Below are 24,794 nucleotides of genomic sequence, written 5' to 3'. Positions count from 1 at the left end.
CCACCGCGAAAGGCTCAACCCTGACGGGCGTGGGCCGATATCCCAGACAGAACCCCTGCCGACTGTGATGGATCGGCACCGCGCGCGCTGCGCACCTCTTTTCTGTTTGGGCCTACATGTCACGACTTCTAGATCATTTGGCCGACTTGGCGGGCCACCGCGACCGCGACGCCCTGGATGAAGCCGTGCTGGGCTTGATCGACGAGCTGATCTGCCCTCAGTACCTGGCCATCCACCGCACGGTGGGCAGCCTGGAAGCCCCGCGCTGGCTGACGCATGTGTTCAAGCGCCATCACGGCGAGCCACACCGATCCTATGACGCCTCCCGAGACGCTGGGCCCACCGTGCCGCTAGAAAGCCTGCCCTATCACCTGGCTTGCTTACAGTCGGGCGAGATCGTTCGCATGTCGGAGGCTCCAGCCCATTGGCTCTACCCTTTGCAGACTGATGGCGAGATTGTGGGGGTGCTGGAGGTCTGGCAGGTCAATGCCCCGACACAAGAAGAGTCGCGCATTCTGGGCGCCATCCGGCGCTACTACCGTCACCTTCGGGGCTTGCTGGACGAGAACGAACGCGATGCGCTGACCGGCTTGTTGAATCGCAAATCTTTTGACGAGACCTTTGTCCGAGCGGCCATGCAACTGGGCCACGATGTGCCCGCGCCGCAGTTCAAGGCCGACGAGCGGCGGCGCGCGCTGCGCAACACCCGCTATTGGTTGGGCGTCGTGGATATCGACAACTTCAAGCGCATCAACGACGAGTTTGGTCACCTGATGGGCGATGAGGTCTTGCTGCTCTTGGGCCAAATCATGCGCCACTGCTTCCGCCATGAGGAGCACTTGTATCGCTTTGGTGGAGAGGAGTTCTTGGTGCTGCTCAGCGGTGACCGACCTGCCGACGCGCGCCAGGCTCTGGAGCGGCTGCGCACCACCGTTGAGAACTATGCTTTCCCACGCGTCGGCTCATTGACCGTCAGCATTGGCTACACCGAACTGCGCAGCGCAGACACGCCAAGCGCCGCCTTTGAGCGCGCCGATCAGGCCGTCTACCAAGCCAAACGTGATGGGCGCAATTGCAGCGTGGACTTCGACAGGCTGGAACTTGAGCAGCCCCTGGCCGAACCCGCGAACACCGGGATGGTGGAATTCTTCTGAGGCTGGCCGTGCAGGGCCTCAGGCCATGCAGGTGCGGTTCTTGCCCGTGCGCTTGGCCTCGTAAAGCGCCTCGTCGGCCCGCTCCAGCGCATCACCCAGCGCCTCGCTGAAGCGGTAGGCCGTCACCCCTGCGGAGAACGTGACCAACACGTCCTTGCCTTCGTGCATGAACAGGCTGGCGCTCATCTGACGCTGCAGCCGCGTCAAGGTCTTCTGGGCTTCTTCAACGGGGGTCGAGGGCAAGAGCACCACGAACTCTTCGCCCCCAAAGCGGGCCACGATGTCGATGGGCCGCAGCGCATCGCGCACATACTGGGCCAGTGCAATCAAGGCCTGGTCGCCTGCGGCATGGCCCAGGCTGTCGTTGAGCTTTTTGAAGTTATCGATGTCGAGCAGGCCCACTGACAACTCACCGCCTTCGCGGCGCATGCGTGCCTGCTCGACCTCAAAGGCTTGCATCATGCCGCGCCGGTTGGCGATTTGGGTCAGGGCGTCAGTGGCCACCTCGTCAGACAGGCGGCGCAGCTCGGTTTCGAGCTCACGCACCCGCTCTTCCAGCTCGACGGCGCGAGCATGCTCGCCGTTCAAGCGTTCGCGGGTGCTGCTGACCAGGCCGTGCACTTCGCGGCCTTCGTCGAGCATCTCACGCACCACCCCGGCCAAGCTCTCCAAGGAGTCGGCTTGTTCAATGGTGCTCATGTATCGCTGCATGCCGTCGCTCAGACGGCCCGTGTGTTGGTCCAGCTCACCCAGCTCATGCAGCATGCGCCGAATCAACTCTTTCAGGGCCAGGCGGGCACTGTTGCGCTCCTGGCGCACATCGCGTTGCCGCAAGCGCGCCTCGGCCAGCAAGCTGCTGGCGGACTGGACGGCCCGGGCATTGGGCCGCTCGTCCAGGCGCTGGCGCAGGCTGTTGAGTTGGCCTTGCACCCAGCTGTCGTCTTCGGCCAGCTCCGCCAAGCTACCGGCCAGCTCTTGGCTGAGCAGATGCACTTGATCCAGCAAGTGATGGCGGTGTGAAAGCAATCGGCCGGCCTTGTCACACACCTCGGCCACGGCGCGGGCCAGCGGCGCAGTGGCACCGTGCTGAGCAATTTGGTCAGCCAATGCGGCCAATTCGTCGGCCAAGGCCACCGCACGTGGTTGGTCAGAAGGCAGGGCCAAGCGCACGGTGTGCTGCAACGGGTGCAGCACTTGCGGCCAAGACGTCGGCACGGCGGCTGCCGTGGATGGCGCCGCCTCGGGCATCTGTGCAATTGGGGCATGCTCCGCCGAGTCAGCCACCGGCTCCACGGGCATGTCGCCATCGTCCCAGGAATGAACCAGTTGCCGCAGCCTATGGGTCAGACGTTGCACGTCGCTGCGGTTGGCATCCAATACGCGTTGCAGGCTGTCTTTCTTGCGCGCCAAAGTCCATTGCTTGCCACCGCGCTCCAGGCCTTTGGCCATGCGGTCAATGACTTGGGCCAAGGCTTGGGCTTGGTGGGCTGAGGTCTCTCCGGCACGCTCCAAGACCCGCGAAGCCTCATTCCAATCGCCTTGTAGCAAGTGCTTGAGCAGTTCATCACGCGCCTCGGCGGCCTCCACCAGCCGCGCGGCCATGCGCTCCATCAGCGGCTTAGCTTGGGCAGGCAGGCTGGCTTGGGCACGGCCGTGTCCAGACTCTTCAGCCCAGGCTTGGGCATAGTTTTCGGGCGTGGGCTCTTGGCGGGCGAGGGCCAATCGGCGCAACGCGGCTTTGGCAATTTGCGCCGGGGTGAGTTCAGAGGAGGCGGTCATGGTCGAGCCGGGACATGGGTGTCGCTCGATATCGGCAGTCGGGGCTCAAACTGAACCGGCCTGATGTGGACAGACGGTGTCAGGCGCCAGCGCTGGTGATTTGTGCACGCTCGTCGGCCTCGTCCATACCGACTTCGACGCTGGCAATCCAAGGACCTTTGGGCGCCATGGACATGCGGCGCACCCAGTCGCCGATTTGATCGCCCGGGATAGGGCGGCTGAACATAAAGCCTTGCATGATGCTGCAGCCCTGCCGGTGCAACACTTCTTGCTGGCTGAGCGACCCCACGCCTTCAGCGATCACCCTCAGGCCTAGCGCACGCGCCAAAGCCACGATGGTGCGAATGACGGCCGTGCCCTTGCGGGTGACCACCAAGTCATTCACAAAGGAGCGGTCAATCTTGACCTCGGTGATGGGCAAGGTGGTGAGCCGTGACAGCGAGGAATAGCCGGTGCCAAAGTCGTCCACCGAGATCTGCACGCCAATCTCATTGAGCCGCTGCAGCGTGGGCAAGATGCTTTGCAAATCCTTCATCAGGGAATCTTCGGTGATCTCCAGCAGGATCATGCGGTGCGGGATGTCATGCGGCTCCACCGCAGCGCGCACCAACTCAACCAAATCATTGCGCAAGAACATGCGGTTGGGCATGTTGACGGCAATCGACTCGTTGAAGCCGAAATCATCTTTCCAGACCCGCGCTTGACGGGCCGCCTCACGCAGCGCCCATTCAGACAGCGGCACGATCAGGCCGGTTTCTTCGGCCAAGGGGATGAAGTCGCCCGGCGGCACCAACTGCTCGCCACGCTTCCAGCGCATCAGGGCTTCAACACCCACCATCTTGGCGGTGGCTACATCGACTTTGGGCTGGTAGTAGAGCACCAACTCATTGCGCTCAATGGCCTTGTGCAGCGCGGTTTCAAGCTCCAGCTTCTCGCGACCACGGCCGGCCAGTTGCGGCGTGTAGAGCATCATGCCGTTGCGGCCGCTGGACTTGGCCGCATACATGGCCACGTCGGCATTGCGCATCAGGTCGTGCACATTGGTGCCGTCGCGCGGATAGAGCGCGATGCCTACCGACGCTGTGGCAAAGCACTCTTGGCCTGCCACGTAGATGGGCACGCGCAGGGCCTCCAAGACGCGCTGGGCCACGCGCTCGGCATCGCGCTCGTCGTTGACCTCGGGCAGCAACGCCACAAACTCATCACCGCCCAGGCGCCCTACGGCCTCCAAGGCACGGTGGCTGCGGGTACCGACGGATTCCACCAGGCCGTCAAAAATCTGGTCGGAGTGGCGCACGCAGCTGCGCAGGCGCAAGGCCACTTCAATCAAAAGCTCGTCTCCGGCGGCATGGCCCAAGGTGTCGTTGATGTTTTTGAACCGATCCAGGTCGATCATCAACAGCGCCACTTGGTGGCTCATGCGGCGGGCTTGTTCCAAAGCCCGCTCGGTACGCCACATCAGTTGACGCCGGTTCGGCAAGGCGGTGAGCGAATCGTTATTGGCCAGGCGCCGGATGCTGTCTTCGGCTTGGCGCCTATCCGTCACGTCTTGAACGATGCCGGTGTAGCCCGTGCATTGACCGTACTCGCCAAACTCAGCTTCCGCTTCCACATGGATGATGCGGAAGCGCCCGTCTGGCAGGTTCATGGGAACATCGGTGTTGATCACCGTGACCTGGCGCAGCAGCATGCGGGTTTGGCGCAACAGGCCCCGACGGTCTACCGGCGGCACCATGTGCAGCAAGGCACGCAGCCCCAATCGCTCGTCGGGGGCGCAACCAAAAACCCGCAGGCCTTCTTCTGACAGGTCCAGCCCATGGCCCACACCCAAGGCCGGGTCGTACCACCAATCAAAGCTGCCCATGCGGGCCAAGTCTTGGGCGCGAGCTAACTTGGCTTTGCTGCGCACCAGCTCTTGGTGGGTGCGTGCAGCACGCAGCATGTAGCGCAGGCGCCCGGCCAACAGACTCCATTGGTTGGATTTGACGAAAAAGTCGGTGGCACCGGCCTGATAGGCCCGGTTGACAGAAGTTTCGTCGTCCAAGCCTGTGAGCATCAGCACGGGAACGTTTTCGAACCCGTACATCTCGCGCAGTTGGCGGCAGGTCTCAAAGCCATCTAGGCCTGGCATGCGGGCGTCCAAGACCACCAGATCAGGCGTCCAGTGGCGCAGCATACGCAGCGCACTCTCACCGCCCGTTGCTTCGGTCACTTCAAAGCCATGCTGGCTCAGCGCTGCAGACACCAACAAGAGGTTGACGTCATCGTCATCAACAAGCAGCACCTTCGGGTGCTCGGGCACTCCGTTCGCGTTGGTGCTGTAGGGATGCGTCATGCCGAGGTGGGACCTAACAGTCTCGCAGCTGCGGCTCGAACACGGGCCGCCTCTTGCTTGAACTCAACCATGTCAGCGGGAATGCCGCCGAGCTCTTGGCGCCGCACGGCATGCTCGATGCGCTCGCACAGGCGCGAGAACTTGAGTGCCCCCACACTGGCAGAGGCAGACTTCAGGCTGTGGGCCGCACGGGAAAGATCATCATGCTGCTCTGCAGCAAAAGCAGTCGAGGCCGACTCCACTTGCTTGTCCAGCGAGCGCAGATAGGTCTCCAAGACTTTGCGCAAGAACAGGTCGCCGCCTGTCGGGTCGAGCGAACGCAACTGGTTCAAGCTCGCGGCGTCGAGCACCGATTCTTCGGTAGGCGCGTCGGAGACAGGGGTGACGTTGAAGAGGTCAAGCATGGTCTGAGAAGCAGGGTCAGGCCGCAACGCAAACACGCAGGCACTGATGAAGACGATGCAGCATCCCCTTCCCTCAGCGCCCATGTGATGCACTCTGACGGCGCAATATACATCGACACAAGGTGAGAGCATCGGGCTAACGTCCATCGGCGTCAAGCCCGATAAGCAGGGTTGCGACCCGGCATCACTGCTCTTTGCCGTTTCTCAAGAACCACAGCCAGGGAGGCTGGCATCCTTACAATGAAGCTCATGCGTCTGCCCACCCGTGATCGTGCAGCAGGGACCGACTCGCCCAAGGGCCAGGTCGTGGGCTCACTGTCTGCGATTGCAGGGCTGTGGGCGACGCCGGCGTCAGCACAGGCTTTGGCGGCTCCTGCCGAGACAAGCGCCTGGGGCCTGTTGATGTGGCTGGGCTTTGGCGTCGCCTGCGCGGTAGCAGGCGCCTTGTGGGCGCAGCACCGCACACGCCCACAGCACCAGCAAGCGCAGGGCGATGTCGAGTCGCTCATGGCTTTGAGCGAACACGCCATTTGGCGCACCGATGCCCAACACCACCTGCTGATGTGGCGCCCGAGCTCGGAGGCCATCGGGCCGACGTGGCAGTTGTCCAACCAGCAAGGCCAGTCGCTGCCCAACCTGTTTGTGCTGGAAGACAGCCCGGAGGACGCGTTGGCCCTTCGCATGGCGGCCGGCGGCGCGCTCGGCCCTTTGCGCGCAATGCTCAAGGCGGATGGCTCGCGCTGGCTGTTGCGCGCGCAGGCCAGGCTGGATGCGCATGGGCGCGTCTTGGGCTATCTGGGCACCGCCCAACCTTTGGCCCCGGCCTTGCAAGCCCGGCAAGACAAGGTGCTGCTCTCTCGTCTGTGGGGCGTGATGGCGCAGCCGACCTTCTTGTTGCAGGCCGAAGCTCAGGGCTGGACGGTCCGTCAGCTCAGCCCCGCCGCCCAACAACTGGTGGGCGGCGAGCCCGGCGCGCTGCTGGGGCAGGCCTGGGAAACGGTCCGCAAAGGCCTGCCTCCGGACATGGCACAGGCTGTTGAGCGTCTGGAGCCGGGGGCCGTGGTGACCGTGGCCGGCTGGCAAGCCCGCTTGGTGGATGTTGACGCCGGCCCCGATTTGCCGGCCTCGCGATTGTTGTGCCTGAGCACCGAAGCAAAGCCTCAAGCGCAAGAGGACCAAGAGTCTTTTGTGTATTCCATCTCGCACGACCTTCGAGCGCCCATTCGCGTGGTCGAGGGCTTCTCGCGCATTCTCAAAGAAGACTACGGTCGCTTCTTGGACCGCATCGGCAACGACCACCTCGACCGGGTGCTGGCGGCCGCCGCGCGCATGAACAGCATGATCGACGCGCTCTTGGCGCTGTCGCGCCTGCAGTCCCAGCCCTTGGCCCGCAAGCCGGTGGACCTGTCGCAACTGGCCACCTACATTCTGGAAGACCTGCGCCGCGACCAACCCGAACGCGCCGCCGAGGTGCTGATCGAGCCGGGCATCATCGTGCAAGGCGACCCGACCTTGCTGCGCGTGGCGCTGGAGAACCTGCTGGGCAATGCCTGGAAGTACAGCAGCAAGTGCTCGCAGACCCGCATTGAGTTCAAGCGCGAGCTCACCGAGGGCCACAACACCTTGGTGGTGGCCGACAACGGCGCCGGTTTTGACATGCGTTTCGCCGACCGCCTGTTCGGCGTCTTCCAGCGCCTGCACAGCGCCAAAGACTTCCAAGGCACGGGCGTGGGCTTGGCCTCGGTGCGGCGCATCATCCGTCGCCACGGGGGCGACATCTGGGCCGAGTCCGAGGTCGGCCAGGGCGCCCGCTTCTACTTCACACTGTAGAGGCCTGCCGCAGGGTCTGCATCACCGGCCGGCGCAGCACCTCGCGCAGGCTCCACCAGCCCGCCAAGCCGGCCAGCACCGCACCGGCCAACATGCCCGCCAGCGGCACCCAGGGCGAGGCCGTCCAGGTGAACTCAAACACCCAGCGCGCCAAGCCCGCACCCACACCCATGGCCGCCGCACTGGCCAAGCCACCGGCCAGTGCGCCCAGCCCCATTAACTCGGCCCTCTGCACCTGGCCCAACAGTTGAGACGACGCCCCGCAGGCCCGCATGATGGCGGCTTCGCGAATGCGCGCGTCGCGCGTAGCACTGATGGTGGCCAACAGCACCATCAAGCCCGTGGCCACGGTGAAGGCAAACAAAACCTCCACCGCCCGGATGACTTGGTTGAGCACGTTCTGCACCTGGGCCACCGAAGCCGACACATCGACCACCGTGACGTTGGGAAACTGCCGCCCGATCTGGCTGTCAAAACCCGCGCTGCTTGGCGCCCTAAAGGCCGTCATGTACGTGGTCGGGACACCGGGCATTTCGGCCTGCGGGAACATCACAAAGAAGTTGGCGCGCATGGAGCCCCAATCGACCTTGCGAATGCTGTTGATGCGGCCTTCTTGGGTTTGCCCGCCCACATCAAAGCTGAGCACATCGCCCAGGCCCACACCCAGGCGCTCGGCCAAGCCCTCTTCAATGCTCAGGCCAGAGGCATCGGGCGCAGCCCACTGGCCCTTGACCAACACGTTATGGGCCGGCATCTGGGCGGCATGGCTGAGGTTGAGCTCGCGGTCAATGGTGCGACGAGCTTCTGGGTTAGAGGCGTACTTGGGGCCGGTGGGCGCACCGTTGACGGCCACGAGGCGGCCTCGGATCATGGGGTACCAATCATGGCCCGTCACCCCAGCCCCCTTGAGCAAGGCCTGGAAGGCCTCGGCCTGGTCGGGCTGGATATTGATGACAAAGCGATTGGGTGCATCGGGCGGCGTGGCCTTGCGCCATGAGTCCACCAAGTCGGTGCGCAGCAGCACCAGCAGCGCCAAGGCCATCAAGCCCACCGCCAGCGAGGCCACTTGCAACACTGCCAGGCCCGGCCGCGCCGCCACTTGGCGGGTGGCCAGCAGCAGCCAGCGCGGCGCCGTGGTTTCAGACACCAGCTTGCGCAGCACCAACACGGCACCCCAAGCCACCAGCGCAAATACGCCCAGCGCCAGCGCGAAGCCGCCCACCGTCAGCGCGCCCATCTTGGGGTCGCGGGCCACGGTCATCAGCAAAGCCCCTAGCGCCACCGCACCGGCAGAGATGGCGGCCAGCGACGCGGGGCGGATTTGGCCCACATCGCGGCGCATCACCCGCAAGGCTGGCACCTTGGCCAACTGCAAGACAGTGGGCAGGCCAAAGCCCATCAGCAAGGCCACGCCCACACCCAAGCCCAGGTAAGCCGCACGGCCGCTGGGCCAGGGCAGATCGGTGGGCACCAGGGTGCCTAGCAAGCCGATGAAGGCGAAATGCACGGCAGCACCCGCCAACACGCCCAAGCCACTGGCCACCAGCGCCAGCAGCGCAAACTCCAGCACAAAGGCCCAGGCCATGCTGCGCTGGCTCAGGCCCAGCACCCGCAGCATGGCGCAGTCGTCCAAGCGCTTGATCGCAAAGTCGCGCGCCGCCACCGCCACCGCCACCGCCGCCAGCAAGGCCGAGAGCAAGGCGACAAGGTTCAAGAATTTCTCAGCGCGCTCCAAGGTCTGGCGCATCTCAGGCCGGCCGTTCTCCAGGTTTTCCACCCGCACGCCCTTGAGGTTCTTGTTCTGGACTTCGGCCTTGACCCATTGTTCATAGCGCTCCACGGACGCCTTGGAGCCTGAAGCCACCACCGCCAAACGGTAGGTCACGCGACTGGCCGGTTGCACCAAACCGGTGGCCGCCAAGTCTTGGCGGTGCATCATCACCCGAGGTGCAAAGCTCATAAAGCCCGAGCCACGGTCGGGCTCTTGGCTCAGCACCCCGGCAATGCGCAGACGTGCATCGCCCAACCACAAGCCATCGCCCACCTGCAGGCCTAGGCTTGGCAGCACAGCAGCTTCCACCCACACCGCCCCGACCGCCGGGCCATGGCGAGTGAGCGTGGGCTCGGCCTGCCCTGCAGCCTGCACCTTGAGGGCACCGCGCAGTGGGTAAGCCCCGTCCACCGCCTTGAGCGCCACCAGCCGGGTGGCACCACCCTGCTCGTCGCCGGCCCGCGCCATGCTGGGGAAGCTGGCATGCTGGGTCAAGGCTAAACCCGCGGCTTGAGCGCGCTGCACAAAGCCTTCGGGTAAGGGCTGGTCGCTGCTGATCACCAAGTCGCCGCCCAGGAGCTGCGCCGCATCCCGCTGCAGGCCCAGTTGCAGGCGGTCGGCAAAAAAGCCCACCGCCGTCAGCGCAGCCACCGCCAACATCACCGCCACCAAAACCAAGCGCAACTCGCCCGCCCGAAAGTCCAGCACGGTTTGCCGCCAGGCCAACTGCCAAGGGTGAGGTGGACGGCGCGAGGGAGAGGTTGACGAAGCAGCGGACATGGGTGGTCAGTGGGTGCAGGAAACTGGACGATAGCTGAAGGCGCAAGCGTCTGTGGCACAGAGGTCTATTGCCATCATCACGGTGCTCGATTCCATGCAAGCGTTTTGAACGATGCGCCCAAGCCTTGGGTCAACAATCCGCTGCATGGCTCACACAACATTTCCCCCGCTCTATATCTCTCATGGTTCGCCCATGACGTCGCTAGAGGCCTCGGCCGCCAAGACGGCTTGGGAGCATTTGGCCCAGCGCTTGGCAAACAGCGCGGCCAAGCCCACTGCCGTACTGGTCATCTCGGCCCACACGCTGAAGCGTGAGCCCGTGCTGCTGGCCGCCGACCACCACGAAGCGGTGCATGACTTCTCCGGCTTCCCCGAAGAGTTGTACGCCTTGCGCTACCCCGCGCCGGGCGCGCCCGCTTTGGCGCAGCGCGTCGCCGGCCTGATCCAGAGCGCCGGGCTGCCCGTCCACACACTGGCAGAAGGCGGGATGGACCATGGCATTTGGACGCCGCTGCGCACTCTCTTCCCGCTGGGCGATGTGCCGGTGCTGCCCCTGGGCTGGCCACCGCATTGGAGCCCGAGTCAGCTTTTTGCACTGGGTCAGGCCCTGGCGCCCTTGGTCGACGAGGGCGTGCTGATCATCGGCAGCGGCGCCATCACCCATAACCTACGCTTATGGGCGGGTGGGCATGGCGACGTGGATGCGCCGGAGTTCCCAGAGAGTGCCGCTTTTCGGACCTGGATGGTCGAGCGCAGCGCTGCGGCGGACTGGCCAGCCTTGCTGGACTATCGCCGCCAAGCCCCCCATGCGGCGTACATGCACCCGACGGATGAACACCTGCTGCCTTTCTTTGTGGCGGCCGGTGCCGCAGGTTCAAATCCGGTCGGGCAGCGCTTGCACGAGAGTGTGACCTGGGGCCACCTAGGCATGGATCTCTACGCCTTTGGGCCGCAAGGCCTTCAGCTTCAGCCCTTGTAACGGCCCACCAAAAAGCGCAGGGCCGCCCCGTAGCCCTGCACGCCCAGGCCCGCGATCACGCCATCCGCAATGCCCGAGATGTAGGAGTGGTGGCGAAACTCCTCGCGCCGATGCACATTGCTGATGTGCACTTCCACCAGCGGAATGGCCACGCCTGACAGCGCATCACGCAAGGCCACGCTGGTGTGGGTCAGTCCGCCGGGGTTGATGACGATGGCGGTGGTGCCGTCGCCCCGCGCCGCATGGATGCGGTCAATCAAAGCCCCTTCGTGGTTGCTTTGAAAAGCATCGGCCTCCACACCCAGACTCTCGGCCTCAGCCTTGAAGCGCTGTTCCACGTCGGCCAAGGTGTCGGCGCCGTAGATGTGCGGCTCCCGCGTACCCAGGAGGTTGAGGTTGGGGCCGTTGAGAAGCAGGACTTTCATGATGCGGCGGACTTTGTGGAGAAAGAGGTGAGGATTGTGCCGCGCCCCAGGCAGCGCGCTGGCTGCGCCGCTGCACTGCACAACGCCACCCAATTTGTGATCAGTAGTCACCTCTGATCGCGAGCTACTTCGCGATTTTTATTTGTACATAACCGTACACCTCGCCTGCGGTTTATATTTTGTGATCACAAATTGAATGATGGGCTTATCATTCGGGCATTCCATAGCCCGCCAGATGCCCATGACCACCTCCTTAGAGCGCTTTTTGGCCGACCACCGCATCCACGAAGTGGAATGCGTGATCCCCGACATGACCGGCATTGCCCGCGGCAAGATCCTGCCGCGTGACCTCTTCTTGGCCAGCGGCGAGATGCGCATCCCCAAAAGCGTGCTGCTCAACACCGTCAACGGCCAGCAACCCGACAACGGGCCCTTTGTGGGCGACACCGACCCGGACATGGTGTGCAAGCCCGATGCCGCCACCATCCGCGTCGTGCCCTGGGCTGCCGAGCCGGTGGCGGTGGTGATCCACGACTGTGTGGAGTGGGACGGCCGCCCGGTGCAGCTCAGCCCCCGCGCCGTGCTGCGCCGGGTGCTGGCCTTGTATGAGCAACGCGGCTGGCAGCCGGTGGTGGCCCCCGAGATGGAGTTCTATTTGGTGGCCCGCCAGCAAAACCCGCACGAGCCGCTGCAGCCGCCGCTGGGCCGCACTGGCAAGCCCGAGGTGGGGCGGCAGAGTTACTCCATCGACGCCGTCAACGACTTCGACCCCTTCTTCATGGAGCTGTCCAATTTTTGCGAGGTGCACCAGTTGGGCGTGGAGACGCTGATCCATGAAGCCGGCCCGGGCCAAATGGAGATCAACTTCAGCCACGGTGACCCGCTGGAACTGGCTGACCGGGTCTTCCTCTTCAAGCGTGCCGTGCGCGAAACCGCGCTGCGCCACGGCGTGTTTGCCACCTTCATGGCCAAGCCCATGGAGGGTGAGCCCGGCAGCGCCATGCACATCCACCAAAGCATTGTGGACAGCCGCAGCGGCAGCAATGTCTTCAGCCGCGAAGACGGCCAGGCCAGCGATCTGTTCCACCACTTCATCGCGGGGCTGCAGACCTACATCCCGCAGGTGATGCCCATGTTCGCGCCCTACGTCAATTCCTACCGGCGCTTGGCACCCTATATGTCAGCGCCCATCAACGTGCGCTGGGGTTATGACAACCGCACCTGCGGCATTCGCATTCCCAAATCCGGCCCCGAGGCGCGACGCGTGGAGAACCGCGTGCCCGGCGTAGACGCCAACCCATACCTGGCCATGGCCGCCACCTTGGCCTGCGGCTGGCTGGGCCTGCGCGACAAGCTGCAGCCCAGCGAGCCCACACTCGACAGCGCCTGGAATGTGAGCCATGAGCTGCCGCGCCACCTGGAAGACGCCATCGAAGCCATGCGCGCCTGCGAGCCCATGAAAGAGGTGCTGGGCGGCTCTTTCGTGGATGCCTTCTGTGCCGTCAAGGAGCTGGAGTACGCCACCTACAACCGCGTGATCTCGTCGTGGGAGCGCGAGCATTTGCTGCTGTTGGTGTGAGTGCGAGGGAGAAGGAGTCACCATGTCCGAGTTGAGTTTTCATGGCATCGCCCCCGCCCGCATCCAAGCCCTGCTGGCGCAGGAGCGGGCCACTTATGCCCAGCGCAACCCGCGCTCGCAAGCCTTGGCCGCAGCGGCCAGCCAGCACCTGATGTTTGGTGTACCCCTGCACTGGATGAGCGACTGGGGCACGCCCTTTGCACTGCATGTGGACCATGCCCAAGGCGCGCGCCTGCACGACGTAGATGGCCATAGCCTGGTGGACTTTTGCCTGGGCGACACCGGCGCCATGTTCGGCCACTCGCCCCCGGTGGTGGCCCAAGCCCTGAGCCAGCGCGCCTCCCGAGGCCTGACCGCCATGCTGCCCGGTGAAGACGCCGCCGCCGTGGGCGCCTTGCTGGCCCAGCGCTTTGGCCTGCCTACCTGGCAGTTCGCCATGACGGCCACCGACGCCAACCGCTTTGTGCTGCGCTGGTGCCGCGCCGCCACAGGCCGCAAGGTCTTGCTGGTCTTCAATGGCTGCTACCACGGCACCGTGGACGATGTGTTTGTCGACCTGGTGAATGGCCAGCCCCAACAACGCGACAGCCTGCTGGGCCAGGTGCAAGACCTGACCACCACCACCCGCGTGGTCGAGTTCAATGACTTGGCCGGCCTGCAAGCCGCACTAGCCCCCGGCGATGTGGCCTGCGTTCTGGCCGAGCCGGTGATGACCAATATCGGCATGGTGCTGCCCGAGCCCGGCTTTTGGGAGGCCGCCCAAGCGCTGATCCGCCGCCACGGCAGCCTCTTGGTGATGGACGAAACCCACACCATCAGCTCCGGCCCCGGCGGCTATGCCCGCGCCCATGGCCTGCAGCCTGACGCCGTGGTGGTGGGCAAGCCCTTGGGCGGCGGCATGCCGTGTGCGGCCTATGGCTTCAGCGCCACTTTGGCCGCACAGGCCGAAGCCGCCAAACGCCAGGCGCCGCCGGGGCATTCCGGCATCGGCACCACCTTGACCGCCAACCTGCTGGCCATGGCCGCCATGCGCGCCACCCTGACCCACCTGATGACGCCCGAGGTTTATGCGCCCATGCTCAAGCGGGCCGCTACTTTGGCCGAAGGGCTCAAGCAGGTGATCAGCCGCCACGGCCTGCCGTGGTGCGTGACGCATGTCGGCGCGCGAGCGGAGTTTCAGTTCTGTGCCACCGCGCCCCGCAACGGCAGCGAGGCCGGTGCCGCCATGGATGCTGAACTCGAGCACGCCCTGCACTTGGCGTTGCTGAACCGGGGCGTGTTGATCACCCCCTTTCACAACATGATGCTGGTCTGCCCCGACACCACCGACGCCGATGTCGCTTGTTTGCTGCAGGCCATGGACGAGGTGCTGTCGCTGTTGAAGGCCCCTGCGGCATGAGCCCAACGCCAGAGCAAGACCTGCCCAGCACCACACAGCAAGACGAGGTCTACACGCGGCTGCGCCAGTGGATCACCGTGGGCCGCTTCTTGCCAGGGGAGCGCCTGAAGATCCGCAATGTGGCGGCAGACCTGGGCGTGGGCCACATGCCCGTGCGGGCGGCCCTGCAACGCCTGGCGGCGGAAGGCGCTTTGGTCAACGTCCCCAACGCCGGGGTCACGGTGCCGCGGCTGTCCGTGGCCGAGTTTGATGACCTGCTGCAGATGCGCATGCTGCTGGAGGGCGAAGCCGCCGAGCGCGGCGCGCTGCGGCTCTCAGCGGCCGAGCGCGAACGGCTGCAAGCTTTGTGTGCGGACATGGCAGCTGCTCTGCAGCGCGGAGATGTCACCGGCTATCTCGGCCCCAATGAAGACTTCCATGTGCTGCTCTACCAAGCCGCAGGCTCCCCCACTTTGTTCAGCCTGATCGACACCTTGTGGCTCAAGGCCGGCCCCATCTCCAACCAGTTGTTCGACAGCCCAGACGCGACTGAGGTTCTTAACGAAGCTCATGAGGCACTGCTCAGAGCCTTGGCCAAGGGCGACAGCGCGGGTGTGCGGCGGGCCGTCGAGCGCGATATCTTTGTGGCGGGGCAGTTCTTGAGGGAGCGTTTGCGGCTGGTGGGGTGATCGTTGCTCGAACTGCTGATGCTTGTTGAGGGCTGAACGTCGCACGGTAGTGGCGTCGCAAGGCGGTGGCGTGAAGGCCTCCGCTCATGTCACCCGGCCTGCGGCCTCCTTCTTTACTTCGCTGCGCCCTTCACGCCACCACCTCGCGAATCACCGCTGAGTGCTTGCCACGCGGTAACAGTCGAGAGTCTGGCCCACGAATGAGCTGGTGCCTGTGATCGCGCTGCCGTTGAAGAGCTGGACGACGGACGACGAGTGGGCAGGCCGAGTCGCGCAGCGAAGTAAAGGAGGAGAGACGGGCGCAGCCCGGATCGGGGGACATGAGCGGAGGGACTCGGCCTGCACGCTCGGCACGCGCTAACCCTGAAAAGCCATGAAGGGCCGTCAGCTCAATCCCGCTCGATCCGCGCCCAAGCTGAGTGGTTGTGGATGGATTCGAAGTTCTCGACATCCACGCGGTAGCGGCCAATGCGCGGCTCTGCGTTCAAGCGCAGCGCCACGTCGCGTACCAAGTCTTCAACGAATTTGGGGTTTTCGTAGGCGCGCTCGGTCACCCACTTTTCGTCGGGCCGCTTGAGCATGGACCAGATCTCACTGGAAGCCGACTCTTCGGCAAAGCGCACCAACTCTTGCCATTCCAGGGCGCCTGCAACCGGGTCCTTGAAGGCCACGCGGATGGTTACCAAAGAGCGTTGATTGTGCGCACCGTAATCCGATATCTCCTTGGAGCACGGGCACAGGCTTTTGACCGGCACGCCCACCTCGGCCCAGATCACGGTCTGGCCCTGGCGCCGCTCAGCGATCCAGGCGCCCTGGTAGTCCAACAGACTCTCCCGGCCAGTGACCGGCGCACGCTTGCGCAAGAAGAACGAGAAGCGGGCCTCGATGCGGCCTTCATCGGCATGCAGATTTTCCAACATGACCGCCAATTCGGCACTCAATCGGCCGGCATCCATGGGCTCGTGCTGGGCGTCCAGCCAAGCCACGAAGCGCGACATGTGGGTGCCCTTTTGCTCGGCAGGCAAGGCCACGTCCAGAGACCACAAGGCCGCCGTCGATTGCGCCGCTCCTGCCACTTTTAGCGTCAGCGGGTAGCGCACATCCTTCACGCCCACGCGCTGAATGACCAAGTGGCGCACGTCGTGCTCGCTCTGGGTGTCGGGGATGTGAAGGCTATTCGCTTGAGGATTCATGACTGCAATAAAAAGGCGCTGCGGCGGGCAGAGAGCCGCAAGGATCGCACGTAAGGCTTATGCCGCGCCCAAGAGGGGACTCTAAAACGAGGCCCTCAGGCGGCGGCAGGCTTCACCAGCGAGAGGGGCACGATGCCAAATCGCTTGCTGACGGCTTGTTCAATGCCTTCGGCGTTCAGGCCACACAGGGCCAGCAGTTTGGCCGGGTCGCCGTGTTCGATGAATTCATCCGGCAAGCCCATCTGCAGCACAGGCACGTTCAGACCGGCCGCCGCCAGAACCTCCATGACACCGCTGCCCGCGCCACCCGTGATGCAACCCTCTTCAAGGGTCACCAGGGCTTCATGGCTGCGGGCCATCTGCAGCACCAAGTCTTGATCCAAGGGCTTGGCAAACCGCATGTTGACGACCGTGGCGTCCAGGCGTTCAGCGGCCTGCAGGGCCGGGTAAAGCAAAGTGCCAAAAGCCAAGATGGCCACGCGCTTGCCTTGGCGGCGCACTTCGCCCTTGCCCCAAGGCAGCGTGGTGAGTTCAGCCTCGACGGCCACACCGGCACCGGCGCCACGCGGGTAGCGCACGGCGACGGGATGGTCTTGGTGGAAGGCTGTGCTCAAGGCCTGGCGGCATTCGCGCTCATCTGCCGGCGTCAGCAGGCTCATGTTCGGAATGCAGCGGATGTAGGCAATGTCATAGGCCCCGGCGTGGGTGGCGCCGTCAGCGCCCACCAAGCCAGCGCGGTCCAGCGCAAACACCACCGGCAGGCTCTGCAATGCCACATCATGGATGAGCTGGTCGTAGCCGCGCTGCAAGAAGGTGGAGTAGATGGCGAGCACGGGCTTCAGGCCTTCGCAGGCCAAGCCAGCGGCGAAAGTCACCGCGTGTTGCTCGGCAATGCCGACATCGTGATAGCGCTTGGGGAAGCGCTTCTCAAACTCGACCATGCCCGAGCCTTCGCGCATGGCCGGGGTGATGCCCACCAGGCGCTCATCGGCCGCAGCCATGTCGCACAGCCAGTTGCCAAAGACCTGCGTGAAGGTAGGCTTGGCGGGTGCTGTTGCCTTTTGCAGTCCCACGGCCGGGTCAAACTTGCCGGGGCCGTGATAGTTGATCGGGTCATCTTCGGCCAACTGGTAGCCGTAGCCTTTTTTGGTGACCACATGCAGGAACTGCGGGCCCTTCGCCGTGCGCAGATTTTCGAGCGTGGGCACGAGGGAGTCGAGGTCGTGGCCGTCAATCGGGCCGACATAGTTGAAGCCGAATTCTTCAAAAATGGTGCCGGGCACGACCATGCCCTTGGTGTGCTCCTCAAAGCGCTTGGCAAACTCGTAGAGCGGCGTGTTGCGCAACACGCTCTTGGCGCCCTCACGCGCTGCCGCATAGAACTTGCCGCTCATCAGGCGCGCCAGATAGCGGTTCAGCGCACCGACGGGTGGCGAGATGGACATGTCGTTGTCATTCAAGATGACCAACATGTCCGGTAAACCGGCACCGCCCGCATAGCCGCCGTGGTTGAGGGCTTCAAAGGCCATGCCGCCGGTCAGGGCGCCATCTCCAATGACCGCCACGCAGCGGCGATCTTCGCCCTTGAGCTTGGCGGCGTGGGCCATGCCCAGCGCGGCGGAGATCGAGGTAGAGGAGTGGCCGGTGCCGAAGGTGTCGTACTCGCTCTCGGCGCGCCTCGGAAAGCCACTGATGCCGTGCATTTGCTTGAGCGTGGCCATGGCTTCGCGCCGCCCCGTCAAGATCTTGTGCGGATAGGACTGATGACCCACATCCCACACGATGCGATCGCGCGGCGTGTTGAACACATGATGCAAAGCAATCGTCAACTCCACCGTGCCCAGGTTGGACGACAAATGCCCGCCGGTGCGGCTGACCGTGTGCAACAGGAAGTCGCGCAACTCATTGGCCAGCGTCTTGAGCTGTGCTCGGCTCAGCGAGCGCAACTCACTGGGCGCATTGATGGTTTGCAGCAGCGGATGGGTCATGGCAGTGGCATCCGGTTAAGAGGGGTGAAGTCAAACAAAGACATGGTTTTAGCTTTGTCGATCCACCACCTTGTCGGCCAAACAGGCCAGGTGATCAGTAGAGCTTAAGTGGCAGCGCGCCAAAGCCGCGTGGGCCTCATCGCGAAGGGCCAAGGCATAACGCTGAGCGGCCTCTAAGCCCAACACCGAGACATAGGTCGGCTTATTATTGTCAGCGTCTTTGCCGGCGGTCTTGCCCAGCATGTCAGAGGGTTGTGTGACATCAAGAATGTCATCCACCACTTGGAAGGCTAGGCCCAGCGCTGCGCCGTATTGCGCCAAAGCATCCCAGGTTTGCGCATCGACCGGACCACAGGCCGCGCCCATTAACACGCTGGCTTGCAGCAAGGCGCCAGTCTTGCGGCGATGCATGTCACGCAGCGAGGCTTCATCCAGCATGCGGCCCACACTGGCTAGGTCAATCGCTTGCCCACCCGCCATGCCTTGGTGGCCTGCGGCGCGGGCCAGCAGACTGACCAGGCGGGCTTGCAAAGCGGGCTCAACGCCGTCATCGGGTGTCAGCACTTCAAAGGCCAAGGCCTGCATGGCGTCGCCCGCCAACATGGCACGAGCCTCACCAAACTCCACATGCACCGTAGGCTTGCCCCGACGCAGGGCGTCGTCGTCCATACAGGGCATGTCGTCATGCACCAAGGAATAGGCGTGAATCAACTCCACGGCCACGGCGGCCCGCATGGCGGCCTCACGCTGTCCCTCGACGGCCTTGGCAGCCGCCAGCACCAAGAGTGGGCGTAGGCGTTTACCGCCATCCAGCACGGCATAGCGCATGGCCACGCCCAATGCCGCAGGGGTGTCTGCAGGGACCCAAGCTTCCAGCGCTTGTTCAACGGCCAGCAGTTCGGCGTTGGACCACGCCTCGAAATTGACATCATTCATGGGCTTGTCCAGGGCTTGAGCTGCCCTTCCTCCAGGACCTTGACTTGTTGTTCCACCGCTGCCAAGCGCACCTTACAAAACTCGAGCAACTCCGCGCTGCGCTGGTAACTCACCAAGAGTTGGTCGAGTGGCATCTGGCCCGCCTCCATACGCTGGACCAAGCCATCGAGCTCGGCCAAAGCCTCTTCATAGCTAGCGGGCTCTGCAGCAGCGGGGTTGGAAGCGGAGGATGCCTTGCGCATTTCGACAGGTGAAAATCAAAATGGGATTGTAGTCAATGGTGATATGGGGTACCTCCCCCAAAGGGAGTAAAGGCGCCCTTTGCGCTCCGAATTCGCAACACCCAAAGCCCTGCATTGGCCGCAATGCAACAGCTTGGGGCTAGAATTCGATCTTTAGCCTTCCCTTTGGGAGGGCTTTTTCGTCACAAACCCATCCGCGGGGCCACCGGGTGGGGGGTTTTTAGACATGTTTTTTGGAGATCCTGGGGATCATGTCGAACCTGAGCATCACGCTGGAAGCTCTGGAGCGCAAGCGCTCTCAACTCTCGGTTTCTACTTATTTTGATGAGGACCTGCTTCGTAGGGAGCAAGAACTCATCTTTCAGCACGGACCGCGCTATCTGGCGCACGAATTGTCCGTCCCCGAACTCGGCGACTACTACGCCCTTCCCCAAGAGGGCGAAGGGCGTATGCTCGTGCGCACGCCCAAAGGCATCGAGTTGGTCTCCAACGTCTGCCGACACCGCCAAGCGGTGATGCTGCGTGGCCGGGGCAACACCAAGAGCAGCATCGTCTGCCCGCTGCACCGCTGGACCTATGACTTGCAAGGTCAGTTGATCGGCGCGCCGCACTTCGACCATGACCCGTGTCTGCACCTGAACAACTATCGGGTGAAGACCTGGAATGGCATGGTCTTTGAGGACAACGGGCGGGACATCGCGGCGGATTTGGCGCATCTTGGCCCCCGGGCCAGCCTCGATTTTTCAGGCTATGTGCTCGATCACGTCGAGATGCATGAGTGCCAGTACAACTGGAAGACCTTCATCGAGGTCTATCTGGAGGACTATCACGTCGGCCCCTTCCACCCTGGCCTCGGTCAATTCGTGACCTGCGCCGACCTGAAGTGGGAGTTCGGCAAGCATCACTCGGTGCAAACCGTGGGTGTACAAAATGCGCTCAAGCGGCCGGGCTCACCGGTGTATCAGCGCTGGCATGACGCACTGATGAAGTACCGCGAAGGCGTTCCACCTGCCCACGGTGCCATCTGGCTGACCTACTACCCGAACATCATGATCGAGTGGTATCCGCATGTGCTGACGGTGTCGACCTTGTACCCGCAAGGGCCGCAAAAGACGCTGAACGTGGTGGAGTTCTACTACCCCGAGGACATCGCCGCCTTTGAGCGCGAGTTCGTGGAAGCGCAGCGGGCGGCCTATATGGAGACCTGCATCGAAGACGATGAGATCGCTGAGCGCATGGATCAAGGCCGCAAAGCCTTGCACGAGCGTGGTGACGACGAAGCCGGGCCTTATCAGAGCCCGATGGAAGACGGCATGAAGCACTTCCACGAGTGGTATCGGCATGTCATGGGCATTGGCCGCTCGCCCTGGTGACGTGACAAGGGCTTCAGCAGCCCTTGTGCAAAGCTGAACGGCCAAGCCGCTGCAAGCCCACCTCAGAGCGAGGTGCCGAAGTACTTCTGGCGCATTTGCGCCCAGAAGCCGGGGTGATGCAACACATACACCTTGTGCGCCTTCTGGGGCACTGTCCAGGTCGCCTTGGTGCCATGGTGAAAGGTCGCAGTATCGCCAGGCTTGAGCGTGAACTTTCGCCCCAGATACTCAACATGCACCTCACCGTCGAGCAAGTGCACGGTCTCATCCAGGCCGAAGGTCCACTCAAAGGTCGTCGGTCCATCGCAAGCCCATTGACCCACGATCGTCTTGCCATCTGGAGACCGAGCAGTCTCTGTCGCGCGAAAATTGGGGGTGCCGGACTTCACCCAAGTGGGATCAACGGCAAAGGGCGTCATCACCTTTTGAACCGCCTCAGACGAGGCCTCGCCCAACCTTGCGACAGAGCGTGCGGCTTGCACCCCCCCCATCACCAGCAAGGCAGCGACAGCCCCCGCCATGGCACTTAAAAGCAACTTCTTGGTCATGGCGAGATTATCTGCAGGCTTCCCTATGCCCCAAGGATCAGCCCCCAGTGAGAGCGTGATATTGATCACCAACGCTCTCGAATCAAAGCACCCTGACTCTCTTGAATAAGAGCGAACAGGGTGAGCAGTTTGGGCTCATCAGAAATGGGCGCCTTCAAGCAGCCAGCCAATACGTGACAAATTCGTGATTAGCCCGCCGTCAGTTTGGATACCTTTGTTGCATCCGCTCACTCGGGTGTCCACACTGACTGAACGTCTAGACACATCAAGGGCCATGAGAGTTTGAAGCTCGCCTGGCCCAAACTCTCACCTCCGTTTCGCCATGGGCTTTTCCCCTCGCCAGCGCGCCATTGGATCCATAGCCGCCATTGTTTTGGTCGGCCTGCTTGTCGTTTGGTGGACTCAATCCAGCAGTACCGGCGTCTTCAAGAGCGAGACCGAGCTCACTGGCCACAACGCCGCCACGCCGATCGATGCGCAAACATCACCCCAATCCACCCCTGCAGCCCTTGCAACGGCAGGTTCCTCCCCGTGGTTGGCGACCGACAAAGGGGCTGCTTCAGCGTATCCAGGGCCCTTGCCTGCCACTTTGGAATTGCAACTGCTGCACGCCTCGTTGTCTGCTTTACAGAACAATGGCGCCAACTTGGGTGCGCCCATGCGTTCTCGGCATGTGGTTCAAGTGACGGACCCTCGAACGGCCGATGAATTGATGCGCTGGGGACGACAACAAGGCTTTGCAATGTCTTTTGATCGTTTTTATCTTCACGGAGGTATCGAGGCAAAGATGCTGTTCTTCGACAAACACATCGTGCCCGACGCTCAACGCATTCAGCAAGACGGCTTGGCCATCTTGAGCGCTCTCACCGGCATGGATACCGCCGAATACGGCACCTGGATTGGCGAAATCAATCGCTCTTGAACCAGCCTCACAGTCCTCCTCTACTCGTCTGATTTGATCCCGCGAAGGTTGACAACATGAAGTACCACGGCATTGCCCCTGCCCTTCTCAGCGCCACACTCTTGAGTGCTGGTTTGCTGCTGAGCACCTCTAGCTTTGCAGACTCACGCCCGAAGGCGGGCTTGGTGAACTATGAAACGGCTCAAGTCCATCCGGTCGATCTGACCCCAGACCGCAACACTTTGCTGGTGGTCAACACGGCCGCCAATGCGCTCGAAGTATTTGATGTCAACACGGGCCAGAGAACAACGATCCCCGTCGGTTTGGACCCCGTCAGTGTGCGCGCGCGCTCCAACAACGAAGCCTGGGTGGTCAACCAAGTCTCCGACTCCATCAGCATCGTTGATCTCCAAACGGGCAGAGTGACAGCGACGCTCAAGACAGACAATGAGCCCGCAGACGTTGTGTTCGCTGCTGGCAAGGCCTATGTGTCTTGCTCAGACACCAACACGGTCATGATCTTCACGCTGTCAAACTTGGCGCTGAGCCCGCGCAAGATTTTCGTGGTTGGCGAAGAGCCCCGGGCATTGGCGGTCAACGCCAGTGGTTCAGAAGTCTATGTCGCGATCTTTGAAAGCGGCAACGGCACCACGGCTTTGGATGGTCGAGCCACCGTCAGTGCGACGGGCGTTCAATCGCCACTGCCGCGCAACGTCGTCAATCGCCCTGAGGGCCCTTGGAAGGGCGTGAATCCGCCCCCCAACTCCGGCAACGGGTTCAAGCCCGCCCTGCCCCCTGGCCTCAAACCGTATCCGGTGGGCCTGATCGTCAGGCAAGATGATGCAGGGCGCTGGAAAGATGACAACAACGGCGATTGGACGCGTTTAGTCTCCGGCGACTTGGCTCGCCTATCCAGCCGAATTGTGGGCTGGAAGCTTCCTGACAATGATGTCGCCATCATCAGCACAGGCAACGACTCTTTGATTGGATACAAGAGTCGCTTGATGAACATCAATATGGCCCTTGATGTGAACCCTGTGACGGGCCAAGTGGCTGTGGTGGGCACCGACGCCATCAATCAGGTGCGCTACGAGCCGAATCTGAATGGCAAGTTCGTTCAAATGAAGATGGCTCGGTTTTTGCCCGCGGGCGCAGCCAGCCTGACGGACTTGAATCCGCACCTGACCTACCAATCGGCGACGATCCCCGCCGCACAGCGCGCCCTCTCCTTGGGTGACCCCAGGGGCATCAAGTGGCGCGCCGACGGGCAAAGTGCCTGGGTCACAGGCATGGGCTCAGACAATGTCGTCATTGTCGACGCCAACGGCGGTCGCCTCGGACAGATCTCGGTCGGGGAAGGTCCCACAGGCTTAGCCCTGGACGAAACGCGTAGCCGGGCCTACGTGCTAAACCGCTTCTCTGCCTCGATCTCGGTCATTGATCTCCAAAGCCGTGTGGAGCAAATGCGCATTTCTTTCTATGACCCCACGCCAGAGGTCATCAAGAAAGGTCGGCCGCTGCTCTACAGCACCAAGTTTTCAGGCACCGGCCATACCTCTTGTGCCAGCTGCCACGTCGATGCCAAGACCGATCGTCTCGCCTGGGATCTCGGCGACCCCACAGGCAAGTTCATCTCGGTCAAGGACATCGACATCAATGCGGGACTGCCCACCGGCACACCGGTCTCCGTTCATCCCATGAAAGGCCCCATGCTCACGCAAACCTTTCAAGACATCATGAGCTTCAGATCCCTGCACTGGCGAGGCGACAAGCAAACGCTGAACGAGTTTGCGGATGTCTATGTGCTGCTGATGGGCGCAGATGCCGCACCCACAGCGACTCAGATGACTGACTTCGGTAACTTCTTGTCCACGGTTCACCTGCCTCCGAACCCCTTCCGCAATATGGATGACACCCGCAAGACCACGGTCTCGCTGCCAGACACGCGAAGCTTCACTGCCATCAGCAGCACCCAACTGCTGGAGCTGCGTGGCCAAGGAACCGGTGGTCGGGTCAACTGCCTACAGTGCCACATGCAGCAAGGCAAGGCGCCTCGCAATGACGGTACGGCACGCCTGCAAGGTCAATCGTTCGTCCCGCCCGCCTTCGCACCGTTCTATAAGCGCGTTGGCTTCTGGCCCAACGACCCGAATCACACCTCTACCACGGGTTTCGGCTTTCAACATGATGGCGCCGAGCACATGGACTTGGCTGTCACCGCCAATACGGGCACCACGTTCCAGCAAGCCGCTTTGGCTGAACTCCTCTCATTGGAAGGCCCGACCAGTGGGCTGCTCGGTGGAGAGAAGCGCCTAGACACACACGCTGGCGTCGGCACACAGCTTCACCTGTCGGGCGCCATCAGCGCCTCGCAGACGACCCAACTCAATCAGATGATCAGCATTGCCGCAAATAGCCCGCATGCCTCCTTGATCTTCCGCCGGGTACAGAACGGTGTTCAGAAGGGGGGTTATCTGGTGCGAGGCTCTCAAACCAGCTTCCAAGGTAAC

Annotated in this window: 19 protein-coding genes; 9 read left to right on the top strand and 10 right to left on the bottom strand. The window is 62.9% G+C overall.

Annotation, left to right across the window (positions count from 1 at the left end; translation table 11 throughout):
- The first annotated feature begins 116 nt into the window (after positions 1–116).
- On the top strand, positions 117–1,154 hold the full coding sequence (locus ACIQ3Q_RS15605; protein WP_396270091.1) for a GGDEF domain-containing protein: 1,038 nt from the start codon (positions 117–119) through the stop codon (positions 1,152–1,154).
- A gap of 18 nt (positions 1,155–1,172) precedes the next feature.
- Here the strand turns inward: ACIQ3Q_RS15605 and ACIQ3Q_RS15600 are convergent, their stop codons facing one another.
- From ACIQ3Q_RS15600 to ACIQ3Q_RS15590, 3 genes are all read right to left on the bottom strand, one after another.
- Positions 1,173–2,933, bottom strand: a complete 1,761-nt coding sequence (locus ACIQ3Q_RS15600) for a diguanylate cyclase (protein WP_396270090.1) — start codon at positions 2,931–2,933, stop codon at positions 1,173–1,175.
- 79 nt (positions 2,934–3,012) lie between these two features.
- Positions 3,013–5,268, bottom strand: coding sequence for a putative bifunctional diguanylate cyclase/phosphodiesterase (locus ACIQ3Q_RS15595; protein ID WP_396270089.1), 2,256 nt, complete (start codon positions 5,266–5,268; stop codon positions 3,013–3,015).
- Positions 5,265–5,672 (bottom strand): Hpt domain-containing protein, encoded by a 408-nt coding sequence (locus tag ACIQ3Q_RS15590; RefSeq protein ID WP_396270088.1) that lies wholly within the window; start codon positions 5,670–5,672, stop codon positions 5,265–5,267. The genes ACIQ3Q_RS15595 and ACIQ3Q_RS15590 overlap by 4 nt, the downstream gene beginning before the upstream one ends.
- A 249-nt stretch (positions 5,673–5,921) precedes the next feature.
- Here ACIQ3Q_RS15590 and ACIQ3Q_RS15585 point away from each other — a divergent pair, with 249 nt between their 5' ends.
- On the top strand, positions 5,922–7,502 hold the full coding sequence (locus ACIQ3Q_RS15585) for an ATP-binding protein (RefSeq protein WP_396270087.1): 1,581 nt from the start codon (positions 5,922–5,924) through the stop codon (positions 7,500–7,502).
- Here the strand turns inward: ACIQ3Q_RS15585 and ACIQ3Q_RS15580 are convergent.
- Positions 7,492–10,053, bottom strand: coding sequence for an ABC transporter permease (locus ACIQ3Q_RS15580; RefSeq protein WP_396270086.1), 2,562 nt, complete (start codon positions 10,051–10,053; stop codon positions 7,492–7,494). The two genes, ACIQ3Q_RS15585 and ACIQ3Q_RS15580, sit on opposite strands and share 11 nt — an antisense overlap.
- Positions 10,054–10,165: 112 nt before the next feature.
- Here ACIQ3Q_RS15580 and ACIQ3Q_RS15575 point away from each other — a divergent pair, with 112 nt between their 5' ends.
- The gene (locus tag ACIQ3Q_RS15575; RefSeq protein WP_396270085.1) at positions 10,166–11,032 is read left to right on the top strand and encodes a dioxygenase; all 867 of its coding nucleotides are present in this window, start codon (positions 10,166–10,168) and stop codon (positions 11,030–11,032) included.
- Here ACIQ3Q_RS15575 and aroQ read toward each other — a convergent pair.
- Complete coding sequence (gene aroQ / locus ACIQ3Q_RS15570; RefSeq protein WP_396270084.1) at positions 11,020–11,457, bottom strand: type II 3-dehydroquinate dehydratase; 438 nt, start codon at positions 11,455–11,457, stop codon at positions 11,020–11,022. The genes ACIQ3Q_RS15575 and aroQ overlap by 13 nt on opposite strands.
- Before the next feature lie 241 nt (positions 11,458–11,698).
- On the opposite strand from aroQ, the gene ACIQ3Q_RS15565 reads away from it, so the two are divergent.
- From ACIQ3Q_RS15565 to ACIQ3Q_RS15555, 3 genes are read left to right on the top strand one after another with little or no spacing between them, the layout of a single operon-like run.
- A complete protein-coding gene (locus ACIQ3Q_RS15565) occupies positions 11,699–13,036 on the top strand; it encodes a glutamine synthetase family protein (protein WP_396270110.1) in 1,338 nt (445 codons plus the stop codon).
- A 22-nt stretch (positions 13,037–13,058) separates the two neighbouring features.
- Positions 13,059–14,435: an aspartate aminotransferase family protein gene (locus tag ACIQ3Q_RS15560; RefSeq protein WP_396270083.1), complete on the top strand. Its 1,377-nt coding sequence runs from the start codon at positions 13,059–13,061 to the stop codon at positions 14,433–14,435.
- Complete coding sequence (locus tag ACIQ3Q_RS15555; RefSeq protein ID WP_396270082.1) at positions 14,432–15,103, top strand: GntR family transcriptional regulator; 672 nt, start codon at positions 14,432–14,434, stop codon at positions 15,101–15,103. The genes ACIQ3Q_RS15560 and ACIQ3Q_RS15555 overlap by 4 nt, the downstream gene beginning before the upstream one ends.
- 389 nt (positions 15,104–15,492) lie before the next feature.
- Here ACIQ3Q_RS15555 and folE2 read toward each other — a convergent pair whose 3' ends face one another.
- The 4 genes from folE2 to xseB form a co-directional block, all read right to left on the bottom strand.
- A complete protein-coding gene (gene folE2, locus ACIQ3Q_RS15550; RefSeq protein WP_396270080.1) occupies positions 15,493–16,296 on the bottom strand; it encodes a GTP cyclohydrolase FolE2 in 804 nt (267 codons plus the stop codon).
- A 95-nt stretch (positions 16,297–16,391) separates the two neighbouring features.
- Positions 16,392–18,284: a 1-deoxy-D-xylulose-5-phosphate synthase gene (gene dxs / locus ACIQ3Q_RS15545; RefSeq protein WP_396270079.1), complete on the bottom strand. Its 1,893-nt coding sequence runs from the start codon at positions 18,282–18,284 to the stop codon at positions 16,392–16,394.
- 48 nt (positions 18,285–18,332) lie between these two features.
- Positions 18,333–19,220, bottom strand: a complete 888-nt coding sequence (locus ACIQ3Q_RS15540; protein ID WP_396270078.1) for a polyprenyl synthetase family protein — start codon at positions 19,218–19,220, stop codon at positions 18,333–18,335.
- On the bottom strand, positions 19,217–19,462 hold the full coding sequence (gene xseB, locus ACIQ3Q_RS15535) for an exodeoxyribonuclease VII small subunit (RefSeq protein ID WP_396270077.1): 246 nt from the start codon (positions 19,460–19,462) through the stop codon (positions 19,217–19,219). The genes ACIQ3Q_RS15540 and xseB overlap by 4 nt, the downstream gene beginning before the upstream one ends.
- A 251-nt stretch (positions 19,463–19,713) precedes the next feature.
- Between xseB and ACIQ3Q_RS15530 the strand changes: the two genes are divergently transcribed.
- Positions 19,714–20,835 carry an aromatic ring-hydroxylating dioxygenase subunit alpha gene (locus tag ACIQ3Q_RS15530; protein ID WP_396270076.1) on the top strand — a complete coding sequence of 374 codons (1,122 nt, stop codon included), beginning with the start codon at positions 19,714–19,716 and terminating at the stop codon, positions 20,833–20,835.
- A 62-nt stretch (positions 20,836–20,897) separates the two neighbouring features.
- Here the strand turns inward: ACIQ3Q_RS15530 and ACIQ3Q_RS15525 are convergent, their stop codons facing one another.
- Entirely contained in the window at positions 20,898–21,383 is a 486-nt protein-coding gene (locus tag ACIQ3Q_RS15525) for a cupin domain-containing protein (RefSeq protein ID WP_396270074.1), read from the bottom strand.
- 589 nt (positions 21,384–21,972) lie between these two features.
- Between ACIQ3Q_RS15525 and ACIQ3Q_RS15520 the strand changes: the two genes are divergently transcribed.
- Entirely contained in the window at positions 21,973–22,305 is a 333-nt protein-coding gene (locus tag ACIQ3Q_RS15520) for a hypothetical protein (protein ID WP_396270073.1), read from the top strand.
- Between the two features lie 56 nt (positions 22,306–22,361).
- A partial coding sequence (locus ACIQ3Q_RS15515; protein ID WP_396270072.1) for a YncE family protein occupies positions 22,362–24,794 on the top strand: 2,433 nt, incomplete at its 3' end.

It is taken from the genome of Ideonella sp. (assembly GCF_044358605.1).
Taxonomy (GTDB): Bacteria; Pseudomonadota; Gammaproteobacteria; order Burkholderiales; family Burkholderiaceae_C; genus Ideonella.
Note: the sequence above shows the minus strand (reverse complement) of the source record. Positions and strands in the feature narration are given on the sequence as shown.

Excerpts from the sequence above, each read along its gene's own strand:
- ACIQ3Q_RS15605 (WP_396270091.1), top strand. The coding sequence starts at position 117 with ATGTCACGACTTCTAGATCATTTGGCCGACTTGGCGGGCCACCGCGAC.
- ACIQ3Q_RS15600 (WP_396270090.1), bottom strand. The coding sequence starts at position 2,933 with ATGACCGCCTCCTCTGAACTCACCCCGGCGCAAATTGCCAAAGCCGCG.
- ACIQ3Q_RS15595 (WP_396270089.1), bottom strand. The coding sequence starts at position 5,268 with ATGACGCATCCCTACAGCACCAACGCGAACGGAGTGCCCGAGCACCCG.
- ACIQ3Q_RS15590 (WP_396270088.1), bottom strand. The coding sequence starts at position 5,672 with ATGCTTGACCTCTTCAACGTCACCCCTGTCTCCGACGCGCCTACCGAA.
- ACIQ3Q_RS15585 (WP_396270087.1), top strand. The coding sequence starts at position 5,922 with ATGCGTCTGCCCACCCGTGATCGTGCAGCAGGGACCGACTCGCCCAAG.
- ACIQ3Q_RS15580 (WP_396270086.1), bottom strand. The coding sequence starts at position 10,053 with ATGTCCGCTGCTTCGTCAACCTCTCCCTCGCGCCGTCCACCTCACCCT.
- ACIQ3Q_RS15575 (WP_396270085.1), top strand. The coding sequence starts at position 10,166 with ATGCGCCCAAGCCTTGGGTCAACAATCCGCTGCATGGCTCACACAACA.
- aroQ (WP_396270084.1), bottom strand. The coding sequence starts at position 11,457 with ATGAAAGTCCTGCTTCTCAACGGCCCCAACCTCAACCTCCTGGGTACG.
- ACIQ3Q_RS15565 (WP_396270110.1), top strand. The coding sequence starts at position 11,699 with ATGACCACCTCCTTAGAGCGCTTTTTGGCCGACCACCGCATCCACGAA.
- ACIQ3Q_RS15560 (WP_396270083.1), top strand. The coding sequence starts at position 13,059 with ATGTCCGAGTTGAGTTTTCATGGCATCGCCCCCGCCCGCATCCAAGCC.
- ACIQ3Q_RS15555 (WP_396270082.1), top strand. The coding sequence starts at position 14,432 with ATGAGCCCAACGCCAGAGCAAGACCTGCCCAGCACCACACAGCAAGAC.
- folE2 (WP_396270080.1), bottom strand. The coding sequence starts at position 16,296 with ATGAATCCTCAAGCGAATAGCCTTCACATCCCCGACACCCAGAGCGAG.
- dxs (WP_396270079.1), bottom strand. The coding sequence starts at position 18,284 with ATGACCCATCCGCTGCTGCAAACCATCAATGCGCCCAGTGAGTTGCGC.
- ACIQ3Q_RS15540 (WP_396270078.1), bottom strand. The coding sequence starts at position 19,220 with ATGAATGATGTCAATTTCGAGGCGTGGTCCAACGCCGAACTGCTGGCC.
- xseB (WP_396270077.1), bottom strand. The coding sequence starts at position 19,462 with ATGCGCAAGGCATCCTCCGCTTCCAACCCCGCTGCTGCAGAGCCCGCT.
- ACIQ3Q_RS15530 (WP_396270076.1), top strand. The coding sequence starts at position 19,714 with ATGTCGAACCTGAGCATCACGCTGGAAGCTCTGGAGCGCAAGCGCTCT.
- ACIQ3Q_RS15525 (WP_396270074.1), bottom strand. The coding sequence starts at position 21,383 with ATGACCAAGAAGTTGCTTTTAAGTGCCATGGCGGGGGCTGTCGCTGCC.